Origin of the sequence: Flintibacter porci (assembly GCF_041925195.1) — a bacterium.
Classification (GTDB): domain Bacteria; phylum Bacillota; class Clostridia; order Oscillospirales; family Oscillospiraceae; genus Lawsonibacter; species Lawsonibacter porci.
The window spans coordinates 52,885-74,032 of the sequence record NZ_JBHEVB010000001.1 but is presented as its reverse complement, the minus strand read 5'-3'; the positions used below and the strand labels follow the sequence as shown (position 1 = coordinate 74,032).

Sequence of the window (21,148 nt, the reverse complement as noted above, 5' to 3'; positions counted from 1 at the left end):
GTTTTAGAACAGGCCGGTGATCTTGCCGTTCTCGTCGATATCGATGCGCTCGGAGGCGGGCACCTTGGGCAGGCCGGGCATGGTCATGATATCGCCGGTCTTGGCCACCAGGAAGCCGGCGCCGGCGTTGACTTTTACCTCGCGAACCGTGATTTTGAAACCGCGGGGGGCGCCCAGCCGGGTCTGATCGTCCGAGAAGGAAAATTGAGTCTTGGCCATGCAGATAGGCAGTTTATCAAAGCCCAGCTCGGTCAGCTGTTGGATCTGCTTCTTGGCAGCGGCAGTCACAACAACGCCGTCGGCACGATAGACCTTGGTAGCGATGGCATTGAGCTTCTCCTCAATGGTCGTGTCCAGATCATACACAAACTGGAAGGTGTCGCTGGTTTCCTCCTCGCACAGGCGGATGACCTCCTCGGCCAGAGCCTTTCCGCCCTCGCCGCCCTTGGCCCAAACCTCAGACAGGCGAACATTGACGCCCTGCTCCTTACACTTCTCCTCGACCATCTTCAGTTCGGCCTCGGTATCGGTGGGGAAGGCGTTGATGGCTACCACGCAGGGCAGGCCATAGACGTTCTTCACGTTGTCCACGTGCTGCAGCAGGTTGGGCAGGCCCTTTTCCAAAGCCTCCAGGTTCTCATTGTTCAGCTCGGCCTTGGGCACGCCGCCATGATACTTCAGCGCGCGGACGGTGGCCACGATGACCACGGCGTCGGGGTGGAAGCCGCCGGCACGGCACTTGATGTCCAGGAACTTCTCAGCGCCCAGATCGGCGGCAAAGCCGGCCTCGGTAACGGTGTACTCGCTGAGCTTCATCGCAGTTTCGGTGGCCTGGATGGAGTTGCAGCCATGGGCGATGTTGGCGAAGGGACCGCCATGGATAAATGCGGGAGTGTGCTCCAAAGTTTGAACCAGATTGGGCTTGATGGCATCTTTCAGCACGGCGGCCATAGCGCCCTCAGCCTTCAGATCGTGGGCGGTAACGGGCTTGTCATCCCGGGTATAGGCCACAACCATCCGGGCCAGACGGCTCTTCAGGTCAGCCAGATCGCTGGCCAGACACAAAACCGCCATAACTTCGGAAGCAACGGTAATGTCGAAACCGTCTTCGCGGGGAACGCCGCTGGCTTTACCGCCCAAGCCGCAGACAATGTGGCGCAGCTGACGGTCGTTCATGTCCACAACCCGTTTCCACACGATTTTGCGGGTATCAATATTCAGGGCATTGCCCTGCTGGATGTGGTTGTCGATGAGAGCCGACATGAGGTTATTGGCAATACCAATGGCGTGGAAGTCGCCGGTAAAGTGGAGGTTGATGTCCTCCATAGGAACGACCTGAGCATAGCCGCCGCCGGCAGCGCCGCCCTTCACGCCAAATACAGGGCCCAGAGAGGGCTCGCGCAGGCAAACGACCGTCTTCTTGCCCAGGCAGCTCAGGGCGTCCGCCAGGCCGATAGAGGTGGTGGTTTTGCCCTCGCCGGCAGGAGTGGGACTGATAGCAGTTACCAGTACCAGCTTGGATTTGAGAGGCAGATTCTTCATGGCATGGATATCTACTTTGGCCTTGTAATGGCCGTAGTGCTCCAGATTTTCAGGGGCAATTCCCAACTTAGCGGCCACCTGTTCGATAGGCAGCATAGTGGATTCCTGAGCGATCTCGATGTCGGTCTTAAAACTCATAATGACGCCTCCTCAAAATATATATCCAAAAATAAGCCAGAAGTTGGTGCTGAGAAATAATCTGGATTCTGATGTAAATATTGTAGTCTAAATGCCCATGTTTCGTAAACGGATTCTGTTTTCTGTTTTCGAAGCCGGGCTTTATTTCGTTAAGTCAAAACCGCCTTTCTCTTACAGAAAAAAAGCACGGCGTTTTTGATGCGGTTGTGGTAAGTGCATAAGTGAAGAGAAAAAACCAACTGATTTTATGTGTATTATCCACTGAATACGGCGGAGTTTATGGTTTGTTCCGCCGTTTGAGGGAAAATTGCATGTGTGGAATAGAGACGATGGCATTTTTGACGGAATTGCTTTCTTCCTAAGAAGAGGAAAAATATAATGTCTGGCATATCTTCACTCCAGGTGCAAGGGGCAAAATCATACCCCGCAATAAACAGTCAATATGTTGTATTTTTCTGAAAATTTGCAAAGCGTAATTCTCGATGTAATTTTTATCTATATTGCTTTTGATGAGTTTTTATCAGCACTTTTTTGAAAGAAACGATATACATAGTGCATTTTGAAGCCCATAAGAAATGTTCACTTTAGCACTTTAGCAATGCAATTCAATGATGTAATAGTGAAATAATGTAAAAAAACTTAAAAAAATTAAGAGAATTTTTGTTGATATTTTACAAAGAAGATGGTATGATAGAACACAAGATAAGCTTGTTAAGCGAAAAACGGATTGGGAAAATAATACATAAAAATTGCGCTGCATTCGGCACTTCAATAACGGCCTTTTAGAACTGCGGAATATGGCGTGAAACTTTATAGGAAAGGAGAGAAGTTGGATACCCTGGAAGCGATGTGAATAAGAAGGAGCAGTAAGAAAGGAAGAATATTATGTCTAATACAAAACAGCGTAAAGTCCGGCTCCCTAATTTCTTTGAGGCACTTCTGCCTATTCTGGTCATGATGGGCCTGATGATCTACGGCCTGAACTTCAGCAATGAGGTCTACTACGACGCTCACATGCCGCTGGTCGTTTCCATCGTGGTGGCCTGCATCATCGGCTGCATCTGCGGACACAGCTTTTCCGACATGCTGGCGGGTATGATCGAACGACTGAACGCCACCATGGAGGCCATTTTGATCCTGTGTACCGTAGGTCTCCTGGTTGCCTCCTTTATTATGTCCGGTACTATTCCCGCCCTCATTTATTACGGACTTGACCTTCTGACTCCCAAGCTTTTCCTCCCCATTGGCTGTATCCTGTGTGCCATCGTAGGCCTGGCCTGCGGCTCCTCCTGGACCGCTACCGCTACCATCGGTATCGCCATGCTCGGTATCGGTGCTGGCCTGGGCATCAATCCCGCCATCACCGCCGGTATGATTATCTCCGGTGCCTACGTGGGCGACAAGTTCTCTCCTCTGTCTGACACCACCAACCTGGCCGCCGCTGTGTCCAAGACCGGCCTGTTTGACCACGTGACCGCCATGGTGTCCACAACCGCTCCCACCTTTGTGATCGCCCTCATTTTGTATACCATTCTGGGTATGGTCACCGGCAGCGGCAATTATGATCCCACCGTAGCCACCGAGCTGCAGGCCGCTCTGAAAGAGGGCTTCAACCTGAATCCTCTGGTTCTGCTGCCTGTCCTGGTGGTTATTGCTGCTTGTATCATCAAGCTGCCCGGTCTTGTTGGTATCGCCCTCTCGGTGGCTTCCGGCGTTCTGTTCGCCGTTATCTTCCAGGGCGTCGGCAGCCTGGCTGAGCTGTTCAGCATCCTGCACTACGGCTACTCCTTTGAGACCACCAACGAGCTGGCCAACGAGCTGCTCAACCGCGGCGGCATGGACCACACCATGTGGACCATCAACCTGATCCTTCTGGCCGTGGCTTACGGCGGCGCGCTGGAGCGCTGCGGCTGCGTGGAGGCTCTGTTCGGCAAGCTGAAGCACCACCTGCACTCTGTGGGTTCTCTGATCCTGGCTACTCTGCTGACCTCCCTGTTCTGCGACGCCACCATGTGCGACCAGTTCCTGGGCATCGGCGTTCCCGCCCCTCTGTATGAGGACAAGTACGATGAGATGGGTCTGAGCCGCAACATGCTCTCCCGTACACTGGAGGACTGCGGCACCTTGTGGGCTGTTATGTTCCCCTGGACCGGCTGCGGCGCCTATCAGCAGGGCGTTCTGGGTATGAGTCCCTTCGTGTACTTCCCCTTCGCGTTCGTAAACCTGCTCAACCCCATCTACGCTGCTATCACCGCCTACATGGGCCGCAATATCTTCTGGGCTGACGGTGCCTATACCAACATTTTCGGTAAGACCACCATGCACAAGCCCGCTGCAGCCCCTGAAGATGCGCACGAGCGTGCCCTGAAGAACCTGGAAGCCCTGCGTGCGGCCGGGAAGGCTCCTATCCCCGTAGGTAAGAACGCTTCCAAGGTGTAAGGAGAAAGGAATTTATTATGCGCACGGAACAACTTCCCTGGGATTCGGTCCCTGGTCCCCATTATGCTGCCCGTGAACTGAAGCCCCGCAAAAAGTGGGTGACAGTAGGAGGGTGGATTCTGGTTGCAGTATTGTTGCTTGGCGGTCTTGCTACCAGGTATCGCGTACTGCTGGTGTTCAGTGCGCTGTACGCCTTGGCTTTGCTGACAAAAAAAGATGTAGTGGTCACTTCCCGTGGTCTGGAAATTAATTATCAGATGAGGATCACCACTCAGTACGATTTCTGGAGCTGGGATAAGATCGTCTCTGTGACCAGAGAGGACAAAAACAATCCGGAGGTCGTTGCCCTTTACTTCGGAATGGACAACAAAGCCAAACGACTGTATTTTACCCGTCCTGTTGCAGAGCAGGTTCTGAAACTGGCAAAGGAAGTAAAACCCGGCATCACCATTCAGGAAGCGTAAGATAAATTTTCGCCTGACAGTATCTGAGACGCGGCAAGTATATTTCAAACTTCTGGGACTCTGTTTCCTCCTTAAGCTCTGGTTCAGAGAAGGCGTGTCCTCTGGACCGGAGCTTACAATAAATTTGTACGCGGCTCACGGGTTATGGTCGATATCACGGATCAAGGAAGGAGACATTATCATCATGTACAACCCAAAGGAAATTAAGCACATTGTGCTGGATGGGCATAGTCTCACCCTGGAAAGCTTTGTTGCTGTGGCCCGTTATGGCGCTACGGTTGAACTGGCAGATTCCGCTTTGAAGGCTATGGAAGAGTCCCGCGCTCTGGCAGAGAAGATTGCGGATGAAGGACGGGTAGCCTATGGTATTACCACAGGTTTTGGCGATTTTCAGCGTGTGGCCGTCAGCAATGAAATGAGCAACCAGTTGTCTACCAACCTGATCCTCAGCCATTGTACCGCCACGGGAGAGCCTTTTGCAGAGGATGTGGTCCGTGGTATGCTTCTGCTGCGTGCAAACGCACTGTGTGTTGGCGTATCCGGCGTTCGCCCCATTCTGGTTCAGATGATGATCGAGATGCTGAACAAGGGCGTGCATCCTGTCGTACCGCAGAAGGGTTCTTTGGGTTCTTCCGGCGACCTTGCGCCTTTGGCTCATATGTCTCTGCCTTTGCTGGGCAAGGGCATGGCCGTGTATCAGGGAGAGAAGATGACCGGTGCAGAGGCGATGGCCAAAGCCGGCATCAAGACCCTGGATACTTTGGTGAGCAAGGAAGGCCTGGGCCTGACCAACGGTACATGTGCGATGACCTCTGTGGGTTCCCTGGCGCTGTATGATACGATCTGCGCCGCTCAGCTGGGCGATGTGATCAGCTCTATGGCCTTTGAGGGACTCACTGGCCTGCGCAATGCCTTTGATCCTCGTATCCACGCGGTACGCGGTCAGAAGGGGCAGATGCTGGTGGCCAAGAATATGAAGATGCTGCTGGAAGGCTCCGAGATTCTGGATAATTGCCAGAACGACCGGGTTCAGGATGCCTATGCCCTGCGCTGTATCCCTCAGCTGCACGGTGCTGTCCGTGACGCATTGGACTATGTCCTGGACAAGGTGGAAATCGAGCTCAACGCAGTCACCGATAACCCCCTGATGTTCCTGGAGGACGAGGCGGTTATCTCCGGCGGTAACTTCCATGGCGAGCCCATGGCCATCCCCTTTGATACCCTGGGTATTGCATGCTCCGAAATCGCCGACGCTTCCGAGCGCCGCACCGAGCGTATGGTCAACGCCGCTTTGTCCAACGGCCTGACTCCCTTCCTTACCACAGAGGGCGGCGTCAACTCCGGCTATATGATCGTCCAGTACGCTGCGGCCTCCATGGTGTCCGAGAATAAGGTGTATGCGCATCCGGCTTCCGTGGACTCCATTCCCTCTTCTGCCAACCAAGAGGACGTTGTGTCCATGGGTACCACAGCTGCCCGTAAGGCCGGTATGATCGTTCAGAATACCTTGTCTGTTTTGGCTATGGAGCTGCTCACCGCCTGCCAGGCGATTGACATTCGCCGTCGGCTGAATACCCATGGACAGGGTATTACACCGCTGCATGAGGCGCTGTACCAGCATGTGCGTGAGAAGGTTGCCTTCTTTGAGATTGACCGTGAGATCTGGCCTGACATTGCTGAGGTAGAGAAGATGGTGCGCAGCGGAGAGCTGCTGGAGATTGTAAAAGAGTACATGCCGGAATTCCAGTAAGACGATTCGGCAAGTTTCAATGAAAACAGAACGGGGAAAGGAGACTGAGTCTCCTTTCCCCGAATTTTTTTGGTGGGCTATTTTGAAATCTGAGCAATAAAAAAGGTGCCGTCCCAATGGACAGCACCTTGGAAAAGCAAAGGGTAAAATCAGCGCTTGGGGAACTGAGTCCGCGCGTCTCGGGCAGCATGCCTGGGGCATGCTGCCAGCGCAGTTGAGCCGGAGGCCCCGACGGGCGGCCGGTCGTAGTGCAATAAAAAAGGTGCCGTCCGGATGGACAGCACCTTGGAAAAGCAAGGGATAAAATCAGCGCTTGGGGAACTGAGTCCGCGCGTCTCGGGCAGCATGCCGGGGGCATGCTGCCAGCGCGGTTGGGCCGGAGGCCCCGGCGGGCGGCCGGCCGTAGTGCAATAAAAAAGGTGCCGTCCGAATGGACAGCACCTTGAAAAAGCAAAGGGTAAAATCAGCGCTTGCTGAACTGAGGAGCACGACGGGCGGCCTTGAGACCGTACTTCTTACGCTCCTTCATACGAGGATCGCGGGTGAGCAGACCGGCAGCCTTCAGGGCGGGACGGTACTCCTCGTTGGCCAGCAGCAGGGCGCGGGCCACACCGTGACGGATGGCGCCGGCCTGGCCGGTCACGCCGCCGCCGGTGACGGTAGCAACGATATCCATCTTGCCCAGGGTGTCGGTGGTAGCCAGGGGCTGACGGACCAGCAGCTTCAGGGTCTCCAGACCAAAGTACTCGTCGATGTCACGGCCATTGATGGTGATGGAGCCGGTGCCGTTGGGGAACAGGTGAACACGGGCCACGGAGGACTTCCGACGGCCGGTGCCATAGAAATAGGGCTTCTTGCTCTGATACATGATCGTCTACCTCCTGATTACTGAGCGTCCCAGAGCTCGGGCTTCTGGGCAGCGTGCTCATGCTCGCCGCCGCGATAGATCTTCAGGCGGGTCAGGGCACTGTTGGACAGGGAGTTCTTGGGCAGCATACCCTTCACAGCCAGCTTCATGGCCAGCTCGGGGCGCTCGCTCATCAGGGTGCGGTACTTGACTTCCTTCAGACCGCCCACCCAGCCGGAGTGACGGCGATAGTACTTCTGATCCAGCTTCTTGCCGGTCAGCACGGCCTTGTCAGCGTTGATGACGATGACGAAGTCGCCGCAGTCGGCGTTGGGAGTGAACTCAGGCTTGTGCTTGCCCCGCAGCAGGGTGGCGGCGGCGGCAGCGGTCTTGCCCAGGGGCTTGTTCGCGGCGTCCAGGATATACCACTTACGCTCGATGTTCCCCTTGTTGGCCATAAAAGTGGACATAGGTGAAACCTCCATTTTCGTGTGCTTATGTTGAACCACGGTGTTTGGAATAAAATCTTGGGCTCCACTGTACAAGCGGAGCGTTTTGTATTATAGTATTTGGGCGGTCAAGTGTCAACGACTTTTTTGACCATTTTTTACTGAGTTTCAAAAATCTCTTGTATTCTCGCGAAATCTCTTGATATCTCTTGATATCTCACGTTCAATTTTTAAATTGTTTTGCGGGAAATGTTGTGAAACGGGGCTGTTTTGCCCGGAAGGAGACAGAAATGAACCGTATTCTATCCCTGGTCCGACGCTGTGTGGAGGACTATGAGATGATCGCCCCCAATGACCGGGTGGCGGTGGGTGTTTCCGGGGGAAAGGACTCCCTGATGCTGCTTACCGCCCTGGCCAAGCTGCGGGAATTTTACCCCATTCCCTTCGAGGTGGAGGCCATCACCTTAGATATGGGCCACGCCGATGGCCGTCCGGGTATGGACTTTACCCCTGTGGCCCGCTACTGCGAGGAGCTGGGCGTCCCCTATACCCTGATTACCAGCGAGATCCACCATATTATCTTTGATGTGCGCAAGGAGAAGAACCCCTGTTCCATGTGCGCCAAAATGCGCCGTGGCGCCCTGCACAACGCCATGAAGGAACGGGGGATCACCAAGATCGCCCTGGGACACCACTATGACGACGCGGTGGAGACCCTCTTTATGTCCCTTATCTTTGAAGGACGCCTGTCCTGTTTCCAGCCGGTGACCTGGCTGGACCGCATGGGTATCACCCAGATCCGCCCCATGCTCTACTGCGGGGAGCAGATGGTGCGCCACACCGCTCAGCGGCTGGCCCTGCCTGTGGTGGAAAATCCCTGTCCCGCCAACGGAAACACCAAGCGCCAGGAAATCAAGGAACTGATCTACGAGCTCAACGGCCGCTATCCCGGTTTGAAATCCCGGGCCTTTGGGGCCATGCAGCGCCTGCCCCTGCCCGCCTGGGGGCCCGTGGAGCACCGCAGACGGCCTCTGCCCGAGGAACCGGAGGATTTTCAGTAAAAATGACTGAAGAAAATTCCCGTTTTTGCTGGAATCCATGAAAATAGGGTGCTATAATGTGACGGAACGTGGAGCAATACTTTGATACAGCGCGGGAATCCTCCCGCCTGAGAGGAGTCGAATTGATATGAGCGAAGAGACCGTTTACAGCGCCAATCCGGGCAAGCAGCTGATCCGTACCGTGGACGGAGTGGACTACCAGCGCATCCCCATCAAAACCCACCTGATCACCAAGGCGGACAAGATGGAGGACGTAGTGTGCCGCTATGCCAAGGAGCAGATGCAGCCCGGCGACATCCTGTTTATTTCCGAGAAGGCGGTGGCCTGCACCCAGAGCCGCGCCATCCCCATGGAGGACATCAAGCCCCGCAAGCTGGCCGTCACCCTCAGCCGCTACGTCACCAAGACCCCTGCCGGTATCGGCCTGGGCATCCCTGAGACCATGGAGATGGCTCTCCAGGAGTGCGGTACCCCCCGCATCCTGTTTGCCGCTTTCTGCAGTGTGATCGGTAAGATTTTGGGCAAGAAGGGCTGGTTCTACATCGTAGCAGGTCCCAAGGCCCGGGGTATTGACGGTCCTACCGAGGGCACCATTCCTCCCTATGACCACTATGTGGTCCTCACCCCTGACGATCCCATGGGCACCTCCAAGAAGCTGGCTGCCGCTCTGGGCCACCCGGTGGCCATTGTGGACATCAACGACCTGGGCGCCAACATCCTGGGCTTCTCCGAGAAGGAACCCTCCATGGACCAGATCGCCAAGATCCTGGGGGACAACCCCCTGGGCCAGTCCAGCGAGTCCACCCCCATGGGTATCATTCGCAAAGCCTGATCAAGATATTTCTTTTTCCCTGCCGCACCAGCGGCGGGGAATTTTTTTGCCTTCCGGGGGAATTTTAGTTCTAAAACGGCCATAATGGGCGTAGATTCAGGGGATGGAAAAGGGGTTGCAGGCGACTTTTTCCCTTTACTGTGTTAAAAATACACAAACACATTTGTCCATCAGACACGGAAATTTGGCGGATGCGAAGAAAACTTCCAAAAGGAGGAAGAAAATAATTTTCAGACATTCAATAAAAGCATACAAAACATGAAAAAGCAGAATATTAAAACCGGAAAAGCGGAGCAAAACTCTGAAATTTATGAAAATGCAAGATAAAATGAGTAAACTTGCAAAACGAAAAAACGGGTGCTATAATCTGGAACCACAAACAACCAAGCGCCGACGGGCCGGAAGGTGGGTTGGACGGCGTCGGTTTTCATTAAGGGAGGAATCACTATGGCGATCAAGAATGCATATCTGAACCGTGTATACCAGGACCTGGCTGGACGTTACGCCGATCAGAAGGAATTTCTGCAGGCAGTGCAGGAGGTCTTGACCTCGCTGGAGCCGGTGTTTGAGCGCCGCCCCGAGCTGGAGGAGATGGGCATTATTGAGCGCCTGGTGGAGCCGGAGCGCAGCCTGCTGTTCCGGGTGTCCTGGGTGGATGACCGGGGCAAGATCCAGGTCAACCGTGGCTACCGGGTGCAGTTCTCCACCTCCATCGGCCCCTCCAAGGGCGGCCTGCGCTTCCACCCCAGCGTGAACCTGTCGGTCATCAAGTTCCTGGGCTTTGAGCAGATCTTCAAAAACTCCCTCACCGGCCTGCCCATGGGCGGCGGCAAGGGCGGCTCCGACTTTGATCCCAAGGGCAAGAGCAACAACGAGATCATGCGTTTCTGCCAGTCCTTCATGATCGAGCTGCAGCGCCACATCGGCCCCGATACCGACGTACCCGCCGGCGACATGGGCGTGGGCAGCCGGGAGATCGGCTATATGTTCGGCCAGTACAAGCGCATCCGCAACGAGTTCAGCGGCGTACTCACCGGCAAGGACCCCAGCTCCGGCGGCTCCCTGGCCCGCCCCGAGGCCACCGGCTTCGGTCTGTGCTACTTCACCCAGGAGATGCTCCACGAGCGCAATACCTCCTTCCAGGGCAAGCGGGTGGTGATCTCCGGCTCCGGCAACGTGGCCACCTACGCCAACCAAAAGGCCACCCAGCTGGGGGCCAAGGTGGTGGCCATGAGCGACTCCAACGGCTATATTGTGGATGAGAACGGCATCGACTACCGCACCATCCAGCTCATCAAGGAGGTCAAGCGGGACCGCATCAAGACCTATGTGGACTATGTGCCCACCGCCAAGTATGTGGAAGACCCCAGAGGCATCTGGACCGTCCCCTGTGACATCGCCCTTCCCTGCGCCACCCAGAACGAGCTGCCCATCGAGGGCGCCCGGGCGCTGAAGGAGAACGGCTGTATCGCCGTGGCCGAGGGCGCCAACATGCCCACCACTCTGGAGGCCACCAAGTATCTCCAGGACAACGGTATCCTCTTTGGTCCCGCCAAGGCGGCCAACGCCGGCGGCGTGGCGGTCTCCGGTCTGGAGATGAGCCAGAACTCCATGCGTATGCCCTGGAGCTTTGAGGAAGTGGATGAGCACCTGAAGAAGATCATGGTGAACATCTATCACAACATCGACCAGGCCGCCAAGGACTACGGTGCGCCGGGCAACCTGGTGATGGGCGCCAACATCGCCGGCTTTGAAAAGGTGTGCCAGGCGATGATCTGGCAGGGCGTGTCCTTCTGATTGGAATAGAAAAGGAACCCCCGTGCTGTAAGCACGGGGGTTCCTTTTGTACGGAGATGATTTATTCCGCGCTCTGCTTGGACTGGTCAAACAGGGCCAGCACAGAGGCGTCGGGCTTGGGGGTGAGCAGGGAGACCACCACAATGGCGATCAACGCGCTGAGGAAGGCAGGCAGCAGCTCGTAGATCGCCAGAGCGCCGCCCATCGGGGCGATGAGGAACTTCCACACAAAGACCATTACGCCGCCCACCACAAGACCGGCCAAAATGCCCTGGCGGTTGCTCCGCTTCCAGAACAGAGCGCACAAAATGGCGGGACCGAAGGTGGCGCCGAAACCGGCCCAGGCGAAGGAGACGATGGCAAAAACGCTGCTGTTGGGGTCAGAGGCCAGGAAGACCGCAATAATGGCGATGCAGATAACGGTGCCCCGGGCCACCAGCATGATCTGCTTGGGGGTGAGCTTCATGCCGAAGACGTCCTGGAGCAGGTTCTCCGAGAACGCGGAGGAGGCTGCCAGCAGCTGGGAGTCGGCGGTGGACATGGTAGCGGCCAGGATACCGGCCAGAATGAGACCGGCGACAATGGCGGCCAGCCAGCCGTAGGTAGAGAGCAGGTTGGCAATCTGGACGATGATAGTCTCAGAGGCGCTGCCCTCCAGGGTGGGGATGTGGCCGGCCTTGGAGACGCTGTTGCCGATCATGCCGATGCATACGGCTACCGTCATGGAGATGACCACCCACACCGCGGCAATGCGGCGGGACAGGGTCAGCTCCTTTTCATCCCGGATGGCCATAAAGCGCACCAGAATGTGGGGCATGCCGAAGTAGCCCAGGCCCCAGGCCAGCATGGAGAAGATGTTGATGGCGGGGTAGGGTTTGGCGGAACCGGCAACCGGGTCGTAGGTCTGGAAGAAGCTGAGGTATCCGTCCATAGACTTGGCGTTCTCCACCACAGCGTCCACACCGCCCGCCTGGTTGATGCTGAACACAGTGATGACCACCAGAGCCACCGTCATAATGATGGACTGGATGAGGTCCATGGTGGCCACAGCGGAGAAGCCGCCCACCGAGGTGTAGCTGATGATGACCAGGGCGCCGATAATGACAGCCAGCATGTAGTTCCAGCCAAACAGGCTGTTAAACAGCTTGCCGATGGCGGCCAGGCCGGAGGCCACATAGGGGACGAAGAAGATGAGGATGATGAGGGAGGCGATGCACATAATGATGGGCCGCTTCTCCTGATAGCGTTTGGAGATGAAAGAGGGAATGGTGATGGCGTCCAGCTGTACGCTGTAACGGCGGATGCGTTTGGCCACCAGCAGGAAGTTGAGATAGGTGCCCAGAGCCAGACCGATGGCAGTCCAGCTGGCGTCAGCCACACCGCTGAGGTAGGCCACGCCGGGCAGGCCCATCAGCAGCCAGGAGGACATGTCGCTGGCCTCGGCGCTCATGGCGGTGACCAGAGGACCGATGCCGCGGCCGCCCAGATAAAACCCTTCGGCGCTTTTCTTGCTCCGGCGGCCGATCAGCACGCCGGTGCAGATGACAAAACAGAGGTAGAGGGTAATGGTCGCGGTGATAAACATCTGTGCGCTTGTCATGCAGAACTCTCCTTTTGTTTCACTTACCTGCCCTTCCGCACACACTTCGGAACGGCAATGGGGACATTATAGCATAAAAAAAGCCGGAGTAAAATGCAGAATGGTGTATAGAATAAATTCTATACACCATTCTTGTATATTCCGACAAAATCCTTGAAAATCAAGGAAAATATAAAATACGCTTTTAAGGAGTGTTGGTAGACGATGTGCGCCGAAAGCCGCCGAAGAACAGGGGCAGCATGGTCTGGCTGTACTGGGGCAGGGAGTAGCCGCCGCCGGACAGGCACCAGTCATAGATGAGCGCCCGTTCACAAAGGGCGTATACCCGCACCAGCTCGCTCACCGTCACGTCACTGCGCAGCTCTCCTCTCTGCTGGCCCTGGGCCATGATCTGCCGCAGCAATTTATAATAGGTGCGGTTGTGGTCCAGCAGGTGCTTTTCGCCCCGGGTCACCAGTTGGGAGGAGTAGAGCCGGGCCAGCAGGTCCAGAGAGATGGAGTTTTCGATCATGATGAATAGCTCCCGGTTTAAGTACATCAGCTGGTCAAAGCGGTCCTGCTGGGGGTCCAGGGTGGGGGAGAGCTCCTCGTACTTCCGGTCAAAGAGGTAGGACAGGGAGGAGAGCAGGGCATCCTTGCCCTCAAAGTAGTGGTAGAAGGAGCCGCGGGAGGTGCCCGACTCCTGGATGATCTCCTCCACCGTGGTGTCGTCGTAGCCCTGACGGTAGAAGAGACTCCAGGCCGCCTCAATGATGCGGCCCTTGGTATCCCGGTTGTTTTTCTTGGCCATGGGGAGCGCTCCCTTCCAATATGGAGTAAAATAGAGTGAAAATGTGGGGTGCAACCGTTGGTTGCGGCCCATTTCAAGGGGACTTGGTTGTCCAAAACAGGTCCTTCCTTTATAATAGGGGCAAAGAAAGGAGGGGAGGACCTTTGACTCTGGGAGAAAAAATCTGCACGCTGCGCACCGGGAAAGGGCTGTCCCAGGAGGATCTGGCGGCAAAGCTGGAGGTATCCCGGCAGAGCGTGAGCAAGTGGGAGACGGGCCAGTCGGTGCCCGACCTGGAGAAGATTATCAAATTGGCCGACCTGTTTGGGGTGAACGTGGATGAGCTGGTGCGGGAGGGGGAACGCCCCCAGCCCCCCAAACCGGAGACCAAAGTGGTCTATGTGAAGGAGAAGAGGGAGTGGACGGCGGCCCAAAAGGTAGGGATCTGTCTGCTGGCGGTGGGAGGAGCCCTCACCCTGCTTGGGCTGGCTTACGGCGGGGTGCTGTCTCTGGTAGGGGTGGCACTGTTGGTGCTGGGCCTGCCCTTGCTGCTGGCAAAGAAACACCCCTGGATCGCGTTGGGGTGGACATGTGTTGCGTTGAGCCTGTTGGTACTCAACCCCCATACCTCCGTCACCCCCTGGGGACTGATCGGCGGAGTGCGGATGTTCCTTGCCTGCTACCCGGAACACTGGTACTATGCCACCCAGCTGGGGGTATCCATCTCGGTGGTCCGGGGTCTGCTGACCCTGGTGCTGATGGTCTTTACCTGGCGGGCCTGGAGAAAGAAAAAACAAGAAAAAGAGCTGCCTTGAGCGGCTCTTTTTCATTATCCCCAATTTTTCTGCCTCCGTCAACCGGATTCTGACCGGCCCGACGGTTTACATCTCTTTACCCTTGTGATAGAATGATTTCCATCTTTGAAAGGGGGCGGGACTGTGGCCTATCACTTTTTTCCCATGATCGCCCGCATGCGGTACATTAACCGCTGGGGACTCATGCGCAACACCGATCCCGAGAATATCCAGGAGCATTCCCACATGGTGGCCGTTCTGGCCCACGCTCTGGCCGTTATCCACAATGAAAAGTTCGGCGGCCAGGTGGACCCGGGTACGGTGGCGGTGGCTGCCCTCTACCACGATGCCAGCGAGATCCTCACCGGCGATATGCCTACCCCCATCAAGTACGACAACCCGGATATCCAGTCGGCCTATAAGGCGGTGGAGGCGGTGGCGGAGCAGAAGCTGCTGAGCATGCTGCCTCCCGACCTGAGGGGAGCCTACGACGAGGTGCTTACCATCCCTGACCCGGAGGTGCGCGCCCTGGTCAAGGCGGCGGACAAGCTTTCAGCCTATCTCAAGTGTGTTGAGGAGCTGAAGGCAGGCAACAACGAGTTTAAGAAGGCAAAGGAACAGACCTTGGCCGCTCTGGAGGAAAATACCCTGCCAGCCCTGCAATACTTTATGGAGGAGTTTCTTCCCGGCTTTGAACTCACCCTGGATGAGCTGCAAGACAGCGTAAATCGTTGATCCATAATATTTATATATAAGGAAAGGATTCGAGACTATGAAAGCCATTGTTACTGTCATCGGCAAGGACCAGGTGGGCATCACTGCCGCCGTGTGTTCTCTGCTGGCCCAGCACAACATTAACATCCTGGACATCAGCCAGACCATTCTGCAGGACTACTTCACCATGGTTATGTTGGTGGATACTTCTGCCTGTCAGTTGTCCATCGGCGAGCTCTCCGACCTGCTGGACCAGGCAGGCAAGGAGCGGGCTCTGTCCATCCGTATTCAGAGAGAAGATATTTTTAATGCTATGCATAGAATTTAAGCGCGGAGGATAGGCACACAGGGGAGACAGACTCCAGAGCGGATGGGCAGAGCCCAGGAACCGCTGTAAGCGGAGCCGGGTCTGCCCGAAGTCGGCGGAGTTGTCGACCCGGCCGTGTGCTCAATCCGCAGCGTGATAACACGAAGCGCATAGGCGTGCGGAGCAGCGCGGATGGACCGAAGCGAGGGCGAGAAACCAAGCCGCCGGAGACGACTGTTTCGAGCCTGAGATGGAGGGAAGCCGCGCGTCGCGCAGCCGCCGCAGCGTGATATCAGACATATTCCACCTTTTAGGAGGACAACCATGCTCAATCAAAATGAAATTATGCAGACGATCCAGATGATCGATCAGCAGCATCTGGATGTGCGCACCATCACCATGGGAATTTCCCTGCTCTCCTGCGCCCGCAGCGACCCCAAGGCCGCCTGCGACGCTATCTACGATAAGATCACCCGTTATGCCGAGAATCTGGTGGCCACCGGCGAGGCCATCGAGAAGGAGTTCGGCATCCCCATCGTCAATAAGCGCATCTCCGTCACTCCCATCGCCCTGGTAGCTGCCGCGGCGGATACCGACAACTACGCCCCCTTCGCTGTGGCTCTGGACAAAGCTGCCAAGACCACCGGCGTCAACTTCATCGGCGGCTTCTCTGCTCTGGTGCAGAAGGGCATGACCCAGGCCGACCGCAACCTCATCGCCTCCATCCCCGAGGCCCTGTCTACCACCGATCTGGTGTGCTCCAGCGTCAACGTGGGCTCCACCAAGGCGGGCATCGACATGGACGCGGTGGCCCTCATGGGCCGCACCATCAAGGACCTGGCCCAGCGCACTGCCGACCAGGGCGGCTTCGGCTGCGCCAAGCTGGTGGTGTTCTGCAACGCCGTGGAGGACAACCCCTTCATGGCCGGCGCCTTCCACGGCGTGGGTGAGCCGGAGCGGGTCATCAACGTGGGCGTCTCCGGACCCGGCGTGGTGTATCACGCCCTCCAGAGCGTGAAGGGACAGCCCTTCGACGTGGTGGCTGAGACCATCAAGAAGACCGCCTTCCGCATCACCCGCATGGGGCAGCTGGTGGCCCAGGAGGCCTCCCGCCGCCTGGATACCCCCTTCGGCATTGTGGACCTCAGCTTGGCTCCCACCCCCGCCATCGGCGACAGTGTGGCCCGCATCCTGGAAGAGATGGGCCTGGAGGTCTGCGGCACCCACGGTACCACCGCGGCTCTGGCCCTCTTGAACGACGCGGTGAAGAAGGGCGGCGTCATGGCCTCCTCCCACGTGGGTGGCCTGAGCGGTGCTTTCATCCCGGTCAGTGAGGACGAGGGCATGATCGCCGCCGCCTCTTCCGGCGCTCTGACTCTGGACAAGCTGGAAGCCATGACCTGCGTGTGCTCTGTGGGTCTGGATATGATCGCTGTCCCCGGCGACACCCCCGCCGAGACCATCTCCGCCATCATTGCCGACGAGGCAGCCATCGGTATGGTCAACTCCAAGACCACTGCCGTGCGCCTCATCCCTGCCCCCGGCAAGAAGGTGGGCGACATGGTGGAGTTTGGCGGTCTGCTGGGTTCCGCCCCTGTACAGCCCGTCCACCCCTTCTCCGCCAAGGCCTTTGTGGACCGCGGCGGCCGCATCCCTGCTCCCATGCAGAGCCTCAAGAATTAACCAGCTTTCTTGAAAGAAAGCTGAGCAAAGAACTTCCTGCAAAACTGCGTTTTGCTTCGTTGGTTCTGCTCAGCACGCCTGGGAAAAGCAGATACAAAAGACAAACAGCCGCCTGGGAGCGCACAGTGCTCCCAGGCGGCATTCTCTTTTCTTACCAGAATTTTTTCTTCTTCATGATCCACAGGCTGATGAGCACCACCAGTACGCTCACGATGATGACTGCCGGATAACCGTATTTCCACCCCAGCTCCGGCATGCCCACAAAGTTCATCCCGTACCAACCGGCCACCAGGGATAGCGGCAGAAAAATGGTGGTCACAATGGTGAGGATCTTCATGATCCGGTTTTGCCGGATGTCGATTTCCGCCTGAAACAGTTCACGGACCTGGAGGCAATACTCCCGCAGCAGCTGGGCCTCTTCCCGCAGCCGTCCGGTGCGCTGCTCCAGCAGCCGCAGCAGTCGGGCCTCACCCAAGGGGAACAACCCGTCTGGATCCTCTTCCAGGGCACGGAACATGTTGTTGAGCTGCCCGTAGTACCGCATCCAGCCCAGTACCTCTTTGCGCAGGTCGTTCATGGGGTGGTTGAAGTGCTCCAGGCTGCCCTCCATCACCCCTTCCTCCAGCTCCACCAGCCGGTCCTCCAGGCTCTCCAGGTGGCGGGAGTCCTTAGCCATTAAAAGCGTGAAAAATTCGCAAAAAAAGCGTCCGGCACTGCTCTGTACGTTCCGCTTCTCCCGCACCAGCCGCTGTACCAGGGTGTGGGCCGCCCCACTGTCATCGCACAGTACCACCTGGGTTCCCGTGAGCAAATAGCCGAAGGCGATGGGATTTCCGGTGCGGGTGTGCCGGGGCGTAGTTACCGTTCCGCACAGACAGCCCCGCCGCCACTCACCCTTGCAGCCTCGGGCGTCCCGCGCCAGCGGGGTGTGATGCAGAGTACCCTCCAGTCCCGGCAGAGAGGTACATTTGTCCAGCTCCTCTGAGGTGAGCAGTACCAGAGTACCTTCACCGGTTTCGGGCATCTGTTCCAGTGCAGCCAGCGTCTGACCAATACGATAGATCTTCATAGCAGCCTCCCGCCAATGGGTTTTCTTCATTGTAATCCCGGGGAAGAAATCCCGCAAGTGGGACTTGTCTGGCCGGGTTTTTCTGTGCTATGATGAGACAAAATGTGGATAAAGGAGTGTGTTCCATGTATATTGACCCTGTCTGCCACACGGGCCGTCCCTCCGACCAGCGCATCCCCCAGGAGGAGGCCGTCTACGATAAACTGGAGGAACTGGGGATTGAATTTGCCCGGGTAGATCACGACCACGCCGACACCATGGAGGACTGCCTGAAAATCGAGTCCATCCTGGGAGCCAAGATCTGCAAAAATCTGTTCCTCTGTAACCGCCAGCAGACCGAGTTCTACCTGCTGATGATGCCGGGGGACAAGCCCTTCAAGACCAAGTTTCTCTCCGCTCAGCTGGGCTGTTCCCGCCTCTCCTTTGCCGACGAGAACCACATGCGGGACTACCTGTCCACCATCCCCGGCTCCGTCTCCGCCCTGGAGCTGCTGTTTGACAAGGAGAACAAGGTCCGCCTGGTCATCGACCGGGACCTGATGGCTGACGAGTATATCTCCGGCCATCCCGGTATCTCTACATCCACCATCCGCCTCAAGCGGGAGGATCTGCTCCGCTACGTCCAGGCGGTAAAGCATGAGCCTACCTACATCGACCTGCCCGATCCCCGCACTATGGAGAAGTAAGAAAATTGGCACTCTATTGGCACTCTAAGAGGGAAAGTGTAAAAAAATTATGAACTCCCTTGCAATTTGATCGGGACTGCGCTATCATATTGTTAGCACTCATAGAAAATGAGTGCTAACAATTTTTTTGTTTACAACTACTTTCATATATGGAGGCGTCAATTATCATGGCAAAGAAACAGTTTAAGGCAGAATCCAAGCGCCTGCTGGACCTGATGGTCAACTCCATCTACACCCACAAGGAGATCTTCCTGCGGGAGCTCATTTCCAACGCCAGCGATGCGGAAGATAAGCTGGCCTACAAGGCTCTCACCGATGACCAGGTGCCTGTGGACCGCAGCGAGCTGAAAATCACCATTGTCCCCGATAAGGACAAGCGTACCCTCACCGTCTCTGATAACGGCGTGGGCATGAGCAAGGAGGACCTGGAGAGCAATCTGGGTACCATCGCCAAGAGCGGCTCCTTCCAGTTCAAGCAGGACCTGGCCAAGGAGGACAAGCCCGAGGACATCGACGTCATCGGCCAGTTCGGCGTGGGCTTCTACTCCGCCTTTATGGTGGCCGACCACGTCACCGTCATCTCCAAGGCCTACGGCAGTGACCAGGCTTATATGTGGCAGTCCGACGGGGCCGACGGTTATACCGTCACCGAGTGTGAGAAGGACACCGTAGGTACCGATGTCATCATGCACATCAAGGCGAATGTGGAAGATGAGAACTACGATCAGTATCTTGAAACCTATAAATTACAGGAGCTGATCAAAAAGTACTCCGATTACATCCGCTACCCCATCGTCATGGAGGTGGAGGACTACCGCCAGAAGGAGAAGCCCGCCGACGCCGGCGAGGACTATAAGCCCGAGTGGGAGACCGTGAAGGAGTGGGAGACCATCAACTCCATGGTGCCTCTGTGGCAGCGTCCCAAGGCTCAGGTCAAGCCCGAGGAGTACAACAACTTCTACAAAGAGAAGTTCATGGACTGGCAGGACCCCCTGGCCGTTATCCACACCAGCGCCGAGGGCGCGGTGACCTATAAGGCCCTGCTCTATATCCCCGAGAAGGCCCCCTATGACTTCTACACCCGGGAGTACCAGAAGGGTCTGCAGCTCTACTCCTCCGGCGTGCTCATCATGGACAAGTGCGCCGACCTGCTGCCCGACTACTTCCGCTTTGTCAAGGGTGTGGTGGACTCCGCTGACTTCTCCCTGAACATCAGCCGTGAGGTCCTCCAGCACACCCGTCAGCTCAGCGTCATTGCTAAGGCCCTGGAGAAGAAGATCAAGGCCGAGCTGCTGAAGATGCAGAAGGAGGAGCCCGAGAAGTACGAGAAGTTCTGGGCCGCCTTCGGCAACCAGATCAAGTACGGCGTGGTGGCCGAGTACGGCGCCCACAAGGAGATGCTCCAGGATCTGCTGCTGTTCTGGTCCTCCAAGGAGGGCAAGAACACCACCCTGGCCGCCTATAAGGACCGGATGCCGGAGGATCAGCCCTATTACTACTACGCCTGCGGCGAGAGCGTGGACAAGATCGCCAAGCTGCCTCAGGTGGAGCGCATCCTGGACAAGGGCTATGAGATCCTCTACTGCACCGAGGACGTGGACGACTTTGTCATGCAGGCTCTGGGCGAGATCGACGGCAAGAAGTTCAAGTCCGCCACCGCCGAGGACGCTCTGCCTCAGACCGAGGAGGAGAAGAAGGAGTCCGAGGAGAAGGCCGAAGCTGGCAAGCCTGTGCTGGAGGCCGTGAAGGAAGTGCTGGGCGACAAGGTCAAGGAGGTGCGGATCTCCAAGATCCTCAAGACCGGCGCGGTGTGCCTGTCCGCTGACGGCCCTGTCTCTCTGGAGATGGAGCGCTACATGCGCAAGCTGGAGGGCGGCGAGCACATGAAGGCCGAGCGGGTGCTGGAGCTCAACGCCGACTCCGCTCCCTACGCCGCTTTGAAGAAGGCGGTGGACGAGGGCGATAAGGAGACGGTGGAGAAGTACTCCAAGCTGCTCTACGGTCAGGCTCTGCTGCTGGCGGAGCTGCCCCTGGAAGACCCTGCAGAATACGCCCAGCTGGTTTGCAGCCTGATGGTGTAAGAAACGGACGAAAACGCGGTGTGCTGGTATGCACACCGCGTTTTCTGATAGAAAATCGGCAGAAATCCTGGAAAATCCGTTGGATATGCTGTTTGCAATCCTGGGAAAACTATGATATAGTACATT

18 protein-coding genes are annotated in these 21,148 nt (G+C 56.8%); 12 read left to right on the top strand and 6 right to left on the bottom strand.

Translation table 11 applies throughout. The annotated features are described in order from the left end of the window. Window positions 1-3 precede the first annotated feature (3 nt). Window positions 4-1,680: a formate--tetrahydrofolate ligase gene (locus ACEVJL_RS00310; RefSeq protein WP_008981350.1), complete on the bottom strand. Its 1,677-nt coding sequence runs from the start codon at window positions 1,678-1,680 to the stop codon at window positions 4-6. Window positions 1,681-2,565: 885 nt separating this feature from the next. On the opposite strand from ACEVJL_RS00310, the gene nhaC reads away from it, so the two are divergent. The 3 genes from nhaC to hutH all read left to right on the top strand — a co-directional run bounded on the left by nhaC (window position 2,566) and on the right by hutH (window position 6,333). Beyond that, entirely contained in the window at window positions 2,566-4,119 is a 1,554-nt protein-coding gene (nhaC, locus tag ACEVJL_RS00305) for a Na+/H+ antiporter NhaC (RefSeq protein ID WP_235397035.1), read from the top strand. A gap of 17 nt (window positions 4,120-4,136) precedes the next feature. Then, complete coding sequence (locus ACEVJL_RS00300; protein WP_008981352.1) at window positions 4,137-4,583, top strand: hypothetical protein; 447 nt, start codon at window positions 4,137-4,139, stop codon at window positions 4,581-4,583. 184 nt (window positions 4,584-4,767) lie between these two features. Continuing rightward, on the top strand, window positions 4,768-6,333 hold the full coding sequence (gene hutH / locus ACEVJL_RS00295; protein WP_110441964.1) for a histidine ammonia-lyase: 1,566 nt from the start codon (window positions 4,768-4,770) through the stop codon (window positions 6,331-6,333). A 463-nt stretch (window positions 6,334-6,796) separates the two neighbouring features. Here hutH and rpsI read toward each other — a convergent pair whose 3' ends face one another. Both rpsI and rplM read right to left on the bottom strand, forming a co-directional pair. Next, window positions 6,797-7,201: a 30S ribosomal protein S9 gene (rpsI, locus tag ACEVJL_RS00290; protein ID WP_008981354.1), complete on the bottom strand. Its 405-nt coding sequence runs from the start codon at window positions 7,199-7,201 to the stop codon at window positions 6,797-6,799. A 17-nt stretch (window positions 7,202-7,218) separates the two neighbouring features. Continuing rightward, on the bottom strand, window positions 7,219-7,650 hold the full coding sequence (rplM, locus tag ACEVJL_RS00285; protein WP_020989826.1) for a 50S ribosomal protein L13: 432 nt from the start codon (window positions 7,648-7,650) through the stop codon (window positions 7,219-7,221). A gap of 269 nt (window positions 7,651-7,919) precedes the next feature. On the opposite strand from rplM, the gene ACEVJL_RS00280 reads away from it, so the two are divergent. The 3 genes from ACEVJL_RS00280 to gdhA all read left to right on the top strand — a co-directional run bounded on the left by ACEVJL_RS00280 (window position 7,920) and on the right by gdhA (window position 11,319). Further along, the gene (locus ACEVJL_RS00280; RefSeq protein WP_325207150.1) at window positions 7,920-8,690 is read left to right on the top strand and encodes a tRNA 2-thiocytidine biosynthesis TtcA family protein; all 771 of its coding nucleotides are present in this window, start codon (window positions 7,920-7,922) and stop codon (window positions 8,688-8,690) included. 127 nt (window positions 8,691-8,817) lie between these two features. Next, on the top strand, window positions 8,818-9,522 hold the full coding sequence (locus ACEVJL_RS00275) for a coenzyme F420-0:L-glutamate ligase (protein WP_110441966.1): 705 nt from the start codon (window positions 8,818-8,820) through the stop codon (window positions 9,520-9,522). A gap of 447 nt (window positions 9,523-9,969) precedes the next feature. Beyond that, the gene (gdhA, locus tag ACEVJL_RS00270) at window positions 9,970-11,319 is read left to right on the top strand and encodes an NADP-specific glutamate dehydrogenase (protein WP_110441967.1); all 1,350 of its coding nucleotides are present in this window, start codon (window positions 9,970-9,972) and stop codon (window positions 11,317-11,319) included. A gap of 61 nt (window positions 11,320-11,380) precedes the next feature. Here gdhA and ACEVJL_RS00265 read toward each other — a convergent pair whose 3' ends face one another. After that, window positions 11,381-12,919, bottom strand: coding sequence for a sodium/proline symporter (locus ACEVJL_RS00265; protein WP_374736545.1), 1,539 nt, complete (start codon window positions 12,917-12,919; stop codon window positions 11,381-11,383). Window positions 12,920-13,103: 184 nt separating this feature from the next. Continuing rightward, on the bottom strand, window positions 13,104-13,709 hold the full coding sequence (locus ACEVJL_RS00260) for a TetR/AcrR family transcriptional regulator (protein WP_110441968.1): 606 nt from the start codon (window positions 13,707-13,709) through the stop codon (window positions 13,104-13,106). Between the two features lie 143 nt (window positions 13,710-13,852). Between ACEVJL_RS00260 and ACEVJL_RS00255 the strand changes: the two genes are divergently transcribed. The 4 genes from ACEVJL_RS00255 (at window position 13,853) to ACEVJL_RS00240 (ending at window position 17,186) form a co-directional block, all read left to right on the top strand. Further along, window positions 13,853-14,503: a helix-turn-helix domain-containing protein gene (locus tag ACEVJL_RS00255; protein WP_374736543.1), complete on the top strand. Its 651-nt coding sequence runs from the start codon at window positions 13,853-13,855 to the stop codon at window positions 14,501-14,503. A 123-nt stretch (window positions 14,504-14,626) separates the two neighbouring features. Beyond that, on the top strand, window positions 14,627-15,217 hold the full coding sequence (gene yfbR / locus ACEVJL_RS00250; protein ID WP_302667818.1) for a 5'-deoxynucleotidase: 591 nt from the start codon (window positions 14,627-14,629) through the stop codon (window positions 15,215-15,217). Between the two features lie 37 nt (window positions 15,218-15,254). Continuing rightward, the gene (locus ACEVJL_RS00245; RefSeq protein ID WP_008981364.1) at window positions 15,255-15,524 is read left to right on the top strand and encodes an ACT domain-containing protein; all 270 of its coding nucleotides are present in this window, start codon (window positions 15,255-15,257) and stop codon (window positions 15,522-15,524) included. A gap of 303 nt (window positions 15,525-15,827) precedes the next feature. Next, on the top strand, window positions 15,828-17,186 hold the full coding sequence (locus tag ACEVJL_RS00240; protein ID WP_151076366.1) for a PFL family protein: 1,359 nt from the start codon (window positions 15,828-15,830) through the stop codon (window positions 17,184-17,186). A 151-nt stretch (window positions 17,187-17,337) separates the two neighbouring features. Here the strand turns inward: ACEVJL_RS00240 and ACEVJL_RS00235 are convergent, their stop codons facing one another. Next, window positions 17,338-18,255, bottom strand: coding sequence for a magnesium transporter CorA family protein (locus ACEVJL_RS00235; RefSeq protein ID WP_374736540.1), 918 nt, complete (start codon window positions 18,253-18,255; stop codon window positions 17,338-17,340). A gap of 125 nt (window positions 18,256-18,380) precedes the next feature. Here ACEVJL_RS00235 and ACEVJL_RS00230 point away from each other — a divergent pair, with 125 nt between their 5' ends. Together ACEVJL_RS00230 and htpG are read left to right on the top strand one after the other, a co-directional pair. Next, window positions 18,381-18,941, top strand: a complete 561-nt coding sequence (locus ACEVJL_RS00230) for a prolyl-tRNA synthetase associated domain-containing protein (RefSeq protein WP_374736539.1) — start codon at window positions 18,381-18,383, stop codon at window positions 18,939-18,941. A 167-nt stretch (window positions 18,942-19,108) separates the two neighbouring features. After that, on the top strand, window positions 19,109-21,022 hold the full coding sequence (htpG, locus tag ACEVJL_RS00225) for a molecular chaperone HtpG (protein ID WP_374736537.1): 1,914 nt from the start codon (window positions 19,109-19,111) through the stop codon (window positions 21,020-21,022). The last annotated feature ends 126 nt before the right edge of the window (window positions 21,023-21,148 follow it).